Genomic DNA, 8,493 nt, shown 5'->3' on the forward strand with positions numbered 1-8,493 from the left:
ACAGCCCTGGATCGATCGGGGATTTGGCCACGAATCATTTCCTATGGCTATAGATGAATGTCACCGCGTTTCCCACACAGCGGCGACGACAGACAACGCCACCACCGGGGCGGTGACAGCCCGCAACACGCGACGCCCCAAGGACACCAGTTGACATCCGGTATCTTTGGCTTGCTGTACCTCGTCCGTCGTCCATCCACCTTCGGGACCGACAAAAATCGCGATTTCGCCAGCGTCGCAGCCCTCTAACGCCGTCTGTAGTGCAGCGGAGAGATGAGGAACCGTTCCTCGGGCGACACAAAAATAGCTAGGCGTCTCCCCCACCGCCGCCATCGCCTCGCGAAACGATAGAGGTTCGCACAGTTCGGGAACAATTTGACGTTCCGACTGTTCGGCGGCTTCCGTCGCGATACGCCGCCAGCGTTTGAGTTTGTTGGGACTGGGATTGAGGAGCGTTCGCTGACTGAGAACGGGAACAATGCGACTGACGCCGAGTTCGGTGGTTTGACGAACCACTTCGTCGAAGCCGCTTCCTTTGGGTAAAGCGGCGAAGAGGGTCGCAGATACAGGAAGTTCCGTCGAAACGTCGAGTTGGCGATCGATCTCCCCCAACAGAGAACCGTCATCGCCCATCACCAATTGGGCTTCCCACCACTGTCCCCGTCCGTCCATCGCCACGAAGCGATCGCCGACGCTCGATCGCAACACCCGTTTCAAATAATGTTCCTGGGCGGCGTTGAGATAAATCGTTCGATCGAGAATTTGCTGGGGTTCGACGGCGATGCGCTGCATGGCTTTGAGATTAGGAGACGACCACCTCTAGATTATGGCGGTTAACTTCCCAACACAGAACCCCGGTTCGACTCAAAAAACCGGGGTTCCGACTCGAAACGCTGTCAAACCTAGGCTTCGACGGGTTCGTGTTTCTTAATTTCACTGCTGACTTCGTAAAACGCCGTTTCGGGAGCTTTTACGAACAAATGAGACATTTCGTTCAAAATCTCGTCCAGCTTTTCGTTACGATTGGCTTCCATGTCTTCCTGGTTGTCCCAGAACACGATCGCGATACCGCGATCGGTACCGGGTTCTTGCAACAAATACGCCCCCTCGAATCCTTGATGGTACGTGGCCACGGCGCGATCGAACAGAGCTTTGGCGTCGTCGAACGTTCCGGGTTTGAACTCTCCTCGGGCGACATAGGCGTATTTGTGTCGCAGAAAATCCATAAAATCACTCATGGCGTGTTCCCCTAACTTGAATCTGCAAAGAATCGATAATGGGTTGAATGGACGATCGATTTACTACGATTGACGGGTCGCCGTTCGCTACGAACAGGTCGATTTCGACTTAGCGCCTCGCAGTTCGGTCTATTTCTCATTCTCCCCCAACCGGGAAGCACAAGGCGATCGAAATAACGGTCTCTTTAGATTTCAACAGTCGCGGACGAACCCCCGTTCCGTCTTTCCCAGAAACCTCGAAGCGATCGAGAGAAAACCGCACCACGCGATCGCCACTCGTCACCACCACCAAATCCGCCCCCGCTTCAACGCGCAAAATCCCCATCAACTCGTCAGTTTTGTTCGCAAACTGCAACGCCTGCGTGCCAATTTCGCCGCGACGCCCCTGGCGCAACAGGTTCGCCGGAAGCCGTTTGATTCGTCCCTGGCGCGTCACCAACACCAACTCGTCCGACGCCGAAGCCACACTCAACCCGGCAATTCGTTCAGTTTTACGCAAACGAACCGCTTGATAGCCCTGGGCGGTACGTCCCAAAACGGGAAGCTGGTCGTCATCGATGGGAAGTCGCAACAACCGCCCCCCCGTCGTCGCCACCACAGCGTCGCTGTTGTCTCGCGTCAACTCCACATAGTCCAAACGGTCGTCTCCTTTCAACTTCAACACCGTCAAGCCTCGGGCGGTGAGGTTCTCAAACTCCGACAGAGGTAAACGTTTGATACGGCCTTGGTCCGTCAACAACACGAACTGTTTGCCTTTGACCTCCCCCGTCAACACCAACTGGGTGGCGATGGCCTCGGGATTGCCTTGCGCCGACGGCGGTAACAGGCTGACGACGGGCTGTCCTCGGGTGTTGCGCCCCGTGGCTTTGGCAATTTCCCCGGCTTTGGCGGCGTAGGCTTTTCCGTCGTGGGTCAACATCAATAAATCGCGATCGGTGCGCGTCGCCACTTGCTGCAAGGTGAAATCTTCCCCGTTTTCTAAAACTTGCGGCGTCTCTACAGCGTTTCCGTTCTGTTTTTGGGCGTCTTTGGGGGAAAGTCGCCGCACGTAACCGCGATGAGTCAGTTCGACGACGGTATCTTCGGCTTGCGGTTCCAAGTCGAGGGGAATCGAGGCGCTAATCGGCGTGGAGGTTTTTTCGCCTTTTTTGCTCGATCGCCCTTTGGGGGCTTCCGATTGAATGGTTCCGTCGGCGTCCACAATGCGCGTCAAGCGTTTGTCGCCGAACTTGCGTTTGAGGGCGCGAAGGTCTTTTTTCAGCGATTTCATCAGTTCGTGTCGATCGCTGAGAAGCCGTTGTAACACCTCTCCCCGCTGAGTGAGTTCGTCGAACTCCTGCTGTAAGTTCTGCCGTTCCATCCCCGTCAGGCGACGCATGGGCATCGCTAAAATCGCCCCGGCTTGGGCTTCGCTGAACTCGAAGCGATTTTGCAACTCCATTTTCGCCGTCGTCCCGTCGGGAGCGTTTCGCAGGAGGTCGATGACCCCATCGAGGCGATCGAGCGCCCGTAACAAACCCGACAGCAGATGTCGGCGATCTTCGAGTTTGTCCAGTTCGTGGCGGTACTGGCGGACGAGGGTGCGTTCGCGAAAATCGAGGAAATGTTGCAGGGCTTCTCTGAGGCTGAGTTGGACGGGTTGGTTGTCCACCAACGCCAGTAAAATCGCCCCGAAATTGGTTTGTAAGGGGGTTTGACGGTAAATCTGTTTGAGGACTTTTTGGGGTTTGGCTTCCCGTTTGAGTTCCACGACGACGCGAATTCCGTCGCGATCGCTTTCGTCGCGAATGTCGGAAATGCCGTCGATTTTCCCTTGATTGACCAGATGAGCCAGTTTTTCAATCCAACTGGATTTACTGACTTGGAAAGGAAACTCGGTGATGATGAGGGCGGGACGGATCGATCGACGAGTGCGGCCGGTTTGGATTTCTTCAACGCGCACCACGCCGCGCACCGTAATGCTGCCCCGGCCGCTTTGATAGGCGTCTTTGATACCGTCGAGACCGATAATTTCGCCCCCCGTGGGAAAGTCGGGGCCGGGAATGAGTTGAAAGAGTTTTTCGTCGGAAAGGTCGGGTCGATCGATGAGCGCGATCAGTCCGTCGACGATTTCACCGAGGTTATGGGGCGGAATGTTGGTGGCCATTCCCACAGCGATACCAGAAGACCCATTGAGGAGCAACATCGGCAGTTGCGCCGGGAGAACCACCGGTTCTTGTTGGGAGTTGTCGAAGTTGCTGGTAAAGTCAACGGTGGCTTCGCCGATATGGGTTAACAGACCCTCGTTCCCGAGGGGAGCGAGGCGAGTTTCCGTGTACCGCATGGCGGCGGCCGGGTCGTTGTCGATGGAACCGAAGTTTCCGTGACCGGCTAAGAGGGGATAGCGACTCGAGAAGCTTTGCACCATGCGAACCAGCGCGTCGTAAACCGCTTGGTCGCCGTGGGGGTGGTATTTCCCCAAAACGTCCCCGACGACGCGGGCGCATTTACGATAGGGGCGATCGGGCGTCAACCCCAATTCGTGCATGGCGTAGAGGATTCGACGGTGAACGGGTTTCAAGCCATCGCGGACGTCTGGCAACGCGCGTCCGACGATCACACTCATGGCGTATTCGAGATAGGATTGCTGCATCTCGGCGTGCAAAGCGGTGGAGACGATCTGTCCGCCAGAGAGTAGGTTTAACTGCTTAGCCATGAAGTTCGGTTCCTCAGTGTCTGACAGGGGGTGTAGGAACGGGGGCGAGTTGCCCGCGCGTCCCCTACGCCGACGGGTTGAATGACGTGCTTAATATTTAAGCGTAACGACGGATAGCATAGCGTCGGGATGTCGTTCCCGCCAAATCCTTTTCGGAGTCAGGTACTTGGCGGGGTTGACTCCCAAGACGGCGATCGAAAACGCGACGGGGAACGATCGCAGAGGTTCGGCTCTGTCGTGCGGGCAACATACGCCCCGTTGACAGCAGGGGTCGGTTCGATCCGTTACAATTTGTGGAGGAGGGCAAAGGTCGTTTTTCGTTCGCACAGACGACGCAGGCGCTCTCGGCTCGATTGGAGATCGGGGTTTCAGCGCGTTGGAGAAAGAACGTTCTAAAATCCTATGACAATGTTTGATAGGATTTTCGGGGTACTATCGAGGCCAGGTCGAACAGTCACCTCTGAAGTTAGGGTTACGCACAATAGGTTAGTGACACAATGAAAACCGTTCTGATTGTAGAGGACGATTTAGTTAACGCGCGGGTCTTCTCGAAGATTTTAACGAAACGAGGGGGGATGGCAGTCAAGCATACGGAAAACGTAGATGAAGTGATGCAGATTGCTAAATCCCGAGATGCTGACATCATTTTAATGGACGTTTCGCTTTCCCATAGCGTGTATCAAGGGCAAGCGGTAGACGGCATTAAGATTACGAAGATGCTCAAGGCCGACCCCGATACGGCGGATTTGCCGATTATTCTGGTGACTGCTCACGCTATGGCCGGGGATCGCGAGTCGTTTTTGGCTGAAAGCGGCGCGGACGGATATATTTCTAAGCCTGTCGTCGATCACCAAGAATTTGTCGATACGATTCGCGATTTGCTGCCAGAAGCCTGAAGAGAGACGAGTGGGGAACTCCTGGGACTTACGCTGAAACCCGGTCCAACACTCCATTCCTTGATTTCAGTCCGCAAGAGGGAAGGAAAAACCGGGTTTCTTCACCGAGAAGGTTTTACTGGGCGCGTTACTGGGCGCGTTTGATGGAAAACGGGGCGGTTTCTTCGGTCTGGGCGACGATCGCTTGCACGCGAGGGGTACTGAGTAACTGACGCGCCGCCATCAGCAATCGATCGCCCCAAAGATTCAGTTCGAGAAAGTCCAGGTCAGCATAGCGCAAGTCCAGTTGTAGGGCTTCTTCGGCTAAGCTCAAACCTTGTTCCACGTCGCCTCGAGCGTAGAGGGCGGCGGCCATGGCCAGTTTGGGTTCGGCTTGACGGGGGGCGATGTCGGCGGACTGGCGCCACAGGTTTAAGGCACGATCGATCTGACCCATTTCGTAACGCACTAAACCGGCGTTGTTGATGGCGGGCCAGAAATCGCCGTTTCGATCGAAGGCTTCTTCGTAACTGTCGATGGCGTCGTCGTAGTCGCCGCGCATATAGTAAGCGTTTCCTAGGTCGAACAACGCCCCCGGTACGTCCGGTTCGATGTCGAGACCCGCCTGGAGTTCGGCGATGGCGCGATCGTACTCTTGGGCTTGGAAATGTGCCAATCCCAGCGCGAAGCGAACGGCGGGGTCTTCCGGGGACAGCGATCGCGCGGTTTCTAAGGCGTCGATTCCCTCTTCGATGCGATCGACGTTGATGTAAATATTCCCGAGAATTCCCCAAGCTTGGGGGTTGTCCGGTAACAGTTCCGTCCCAAGTTCGGCCCGGGGAAGGGCTTGTTCGTACTGCTGGAACCGCGCCCACCGATCGGCTTCCTGAATTAAACTGACGCCGATTTCTTCGAGCTGTTCGGCGTCCAGTTGCAGAGTATGAGGAATGAGAGCTTGTCCTCGGGCGGGTTCTACTGTTCCCGCTAGACCGACTGCGACGAGCAAAGAGATCCAAAAATGACGCTGTGGCACAGTATCCCGTCAAAAACTTCTCAAAAAGGTCTACCTAGTAGCTTAGTCGATCGCTCCAAAAACGACAATTCGACTTCTCTCGCGATGGAGAGAAGTCGAAAGGCTGACACAAAGCGACAGGGAGAGAGGAGATAACAGAAGATCTCTCGCGACACTCACGAATTGTTACGTGCAATTTGTTCGATAGGTTTTTTGACGTAGAACGGTTTTTGTGGACTTTGGGACGGGATGGGTCACCGAGGACGGACAAACCATCCGTTAAGCCGATTTCTTGCTGGGACGACCTTCAAAGGGTTGAACCCCAACCTTCGGATAGTGGTCGTCTGTGGGGCTAAAAATACGCAGGAAAGCTTCGGAGACGTATTTACCAGCTTCTTTGACGGGTTTGATGAAGTTCATGGTTGTTCTCCCTTTCTTTGAAACTTTTGAAAATGAAATGGATAATTTCCTCTAGCTTTAGGATAAAGATAAACGCGGCAACTTGAGTCAGTTTGCAATAATTATTTGGATTCGTTAGTGCTTTGCAACATTTGCCGGCGCCACGCTCTTTACCCCAGGCGGTCGTCAGATCCCGATCGAGGAACGATCGTCCGAGAAATCTCGGCCACGACGCCTTACAAACTATTGTAATTTCTAATTTTTTGAGATCCTGGCCAGATAACCGATCTCGTCGTTTCGGACTTCTTCAACGAGGTCGATCGTAACGGAAGTTGTCGAATTCCTAAGTTTTTCAACAAGGGGACGCGATCGATGTCAGGGGAGGAGGATATCGATCGCATTTCGTTAAAGTTCGCGGGGCTTCGCACTCACAAAAGATCGAGAGGAGACCGCTCGCGTTTCCCCCCAACTCGATCGATGGCCCTTCTGGAAGGGAAAAACGCCGCCGCGCCCCTGTCTGACTTCCCCTGAAACCCGTATCATAGGGATTCGTCCGCCGTTTCGGAGCTCGCCGCTATGGTGCAATCCTCAGAATTGCAAAACGAAATTGTCGAAGCCCTACAAAATCCCCCCGAACTGGATTTCGACCTTCCCAACCCGGAAGACGAAGGACTTCCCGAATTCGAGTTCTTACAGCAAGTCGATCGCGCCTGGCTGGTTTGCGATCGCTTCGACTTACAAACCGACATTTGGCGGGGACGCATCCTCCGGGCCGTGCGCGATCGCGAAAAAATCGGCGGCGAAGGACGCGGTCAAGGCTTCCTCAAATGGCTGCGCGATCGCGAAATCAGCAAAAGCCAAGCCTACTCTCTCATCGAACTAGCCAACAGCGCCGACACCCTCCTCGAAGAAGGAAAACTCGACCCCGACGCCATCAACAACTTCAGCAAACGCGCCTTTGTCGAAACCGCCAAATCCCCCACCGAAGTCCAACAACTGGTGGCCACCGCCGCCCAAGACGGCGATCGCATCACCCGACGGGAAGTCAAACAACTCTCGGACGAATGGATGGCCATGACCTCCGACTTGCTCCCGGAAGAAGTTCGCGAAAAAGCCGCCGATCGCTCCCTTCCCGCCCGTCACGTCGCCCCCTTGGTGCGAGAAATGGAAAAACTTCCCGAAAACTACCAACAAGAAATTCAGCGGGAAGTGGCGGAAAATCCCGACGTAGACAGTATCAAACAACTCACCAGCGACGCCCGCAACCTCTCCAAATACATCGACGCCGCCGCCCAAGTCCAAACCCTCCGCGACTCCTCCTTAGATATCGAAATGGCGCTCGAAGAAGCCCTGCGCGTGGGCTGTTTGAACGTCGCCTCCGATTTGGTCAAACAAGCCGCCCAACTCGAACAGACAGTGACCAAACTCTATACCACCTGGAAACGACTCGCCGATCGCGCCGATCGCTTGTACGTGGACACCGGCGCCAGCACCCCTCACCTGCGATCGCTCGTCAGTTGCATCGAACGCATCACCGGAAAAGTCATTGAAGTTCCCCTCGACGAAAGCGGCGAAAACACCGTTCGCCTGCAAATCCTCAGCGACGAGTAAGACTCCAGAACCACCCGATAAAATTCAATAATGAACCGCCACGGGCGTCCCCACTGACGCCCAATAGTACAACCATTCGGCGTGATTGACAGCGACGTTGGTACAGCCGTGACTGACGGGAACGCCGAAGGAATTGTGCCAGTACGCCCCGTGAATGGCGTAGTTGCCATCGTAGTACATGGTATACGGCACGTCGGGAACGTCGTAGTCCGCTCCTTGCATGCGAGCGGATTCGTATTTCACGTAAATTTCAAAGACGCCCGTAGGGGTGGGTGTGGCGTCTCGTCCCGTGGAAACGTAAACCGCGTACACGGGATTGTCTCCTTCCCAAGCGATGAGGCGTTGTCCGCTCAGGTCGATTTCAATCCAACGCATTCCAGACTGGCGCAAGTCCCACATGGCATCTTCAACGTAGTATTGTGCCACTTTCACAGCGTCGGAGGGGGAGTCGGGGACAATTCCTGCCGTTGCAGGCGCAGTGAATCCCAAGGTCGATACACCGATGGCAAGAGGAGCTAAAGCAACAGAGCTATATTGCCAAATTCGAGAGCGAATTCGCGGAAATATTGGGCATAACATGGGTATCGATCGAACGACTCTGCCTCGATTCTATCAAGATCCGTCGCAGTACTCCGCCCATAGCCGAAGGCTTGGGGGGTGGTG

Annotated in this window: 9 protein-coding genes; 2 read left to right on the top strand and 7 right to left on the bottom strand. The window is 55.0% G+C overall.

The genetic code is table 11. From position 1 onward, the window contains the following. Nucleotides 1-60 precede the first annotated feature (60 nt). The 4 genes from ACP5D4_RS19795 to ACP5D4_RS19810 form a co-directional block, all read right to left on the bottom strand. Nucleotides 61-792 carry a 16S rRNA (uracil(1498)-N(3))-methyltransferase gene (locus ACP5D4_RS19795; RefSeq protein ID WP_428013335.1) on the bottom strand — a complete coding sequence of 244 codons (732 nt, stop codon included), beginning with the start codon at nt 790-792 and terminating at the stop codon, nt 61-63. Between the two features lie 110 nt (nt 793-902). Continuing rightward, complete coding sequence (locus tag ACP5D4_RS19800) at nt 903-1,238, bottom strand: antibiotic biosynthesis monooxygenase (protein ID WP_428013336.1); 336 nt, start codon at nt 1,236-1,238, stop codon at nt 903-905. A 136-nt stretch (nt 1,239-1,374) separates the two neighbouring features. Then, entirely contained in the window at nt 1,375-3,933 is a 2,559-nt protein-coding gene (locus ACP5D4_RS19805; RefSeq protein WP_428013337.1) for a DNA gyrase/topoisomerase IV subunit A, read from the bottom strand. 97 nt (nt 3,934-4,030) lie between these two features. After that, complete coding sequence (locus ACP5D4_RS19810) at nt 4,031-4,183, bottom strand: hypothetical protein (protein ID WP_428013338.1); 153 nt, start codon at nt 4,181-4,183, stop codon at nt 4,031-4,033. A 247-nt stretch (nt 4,184-4,430) separates the two neighbouring features. On the opposite strand from ACP5D4_RS19810, the gene ACP5D4_RS19815 reads away from it, so the two are divergent. Continuing rightward, entirely contained in the window at nt 4,431-4,829 is a 399-nt protein-coding gene (locus ACP5D4_RS19815; protein ID WP_428013339.1) for a response regulator, read from the top strand. Between the two features lie 127 nt (nt 4,830-4,956). On the opposite strand, the gene ACP5D4_RS19820 is transcribed toward ACP5D4_RS19815, so the two are convergent. Then, nucleotides 4,957-5,841, bottom strand: coding sequence for a tetratricopeptide repeat protein (locus ACP5D4_RS19820; RefSeq protein ID WP_428013340.1), 885 nt, complete (start codon nt 5,839-5,841; stop codon nt 4,957-4,959). Between the two features lie 258 nt (nt 5,842-6,099). Beyond that, entirely contained in the window at nt 6,100-6,240 is a 141-nt protein-coding gene (locus ACP5D4_RS19825) for an isochorismate synthase (RefSeq protein ID WP_428013341.1), read from the bottom strand. 555 nt (nt 6,241-6,795) lie between these two features. Between ACP5D4_RS19825 and ACP5D4_RS19830 the strand changes: the two genes are divergently transcribed. Then, complete coding sequence (locus ACP5D4_RS19830) at nt 6,796-7,830, top strand: hypothetical protein (protein ID WP_428013342.1); 1,035 nt, start codon at nt 6,796-6,798, stop codon at nt 7,828-7,830. Between the two features lie 24 nt (nt 7,831-7,854). Here the strand turns inward: ACP5D4_RS19830 and ACP5D4_RS19835 are convergent, their stop codons facing one another. Then, the gene (locus tag ACP5D4_RS19835; RefSeq protein WP_428013343.1) at nt 7,855-8,385 is read right to left on the bottom strand and encodes a L,D-transpeptidase; all 531 of its coding nucleotides are present in this window, start codon (nt 8,383-8,385) and stop codon (nt 7,855-7,857) included. Nucleotides 8,386-8,493: the final 108 nt, after the last annotated feature.

The sequence above is a fragment of the Baaleninema sp. genome (assembly GCF_049974805.1).
Classification (GTDB): Bacteria; Cyanobacteriota; Cyanobacteriia; order Cyanobacteriales; family Geitlerinemataceae; genus Baaleninema.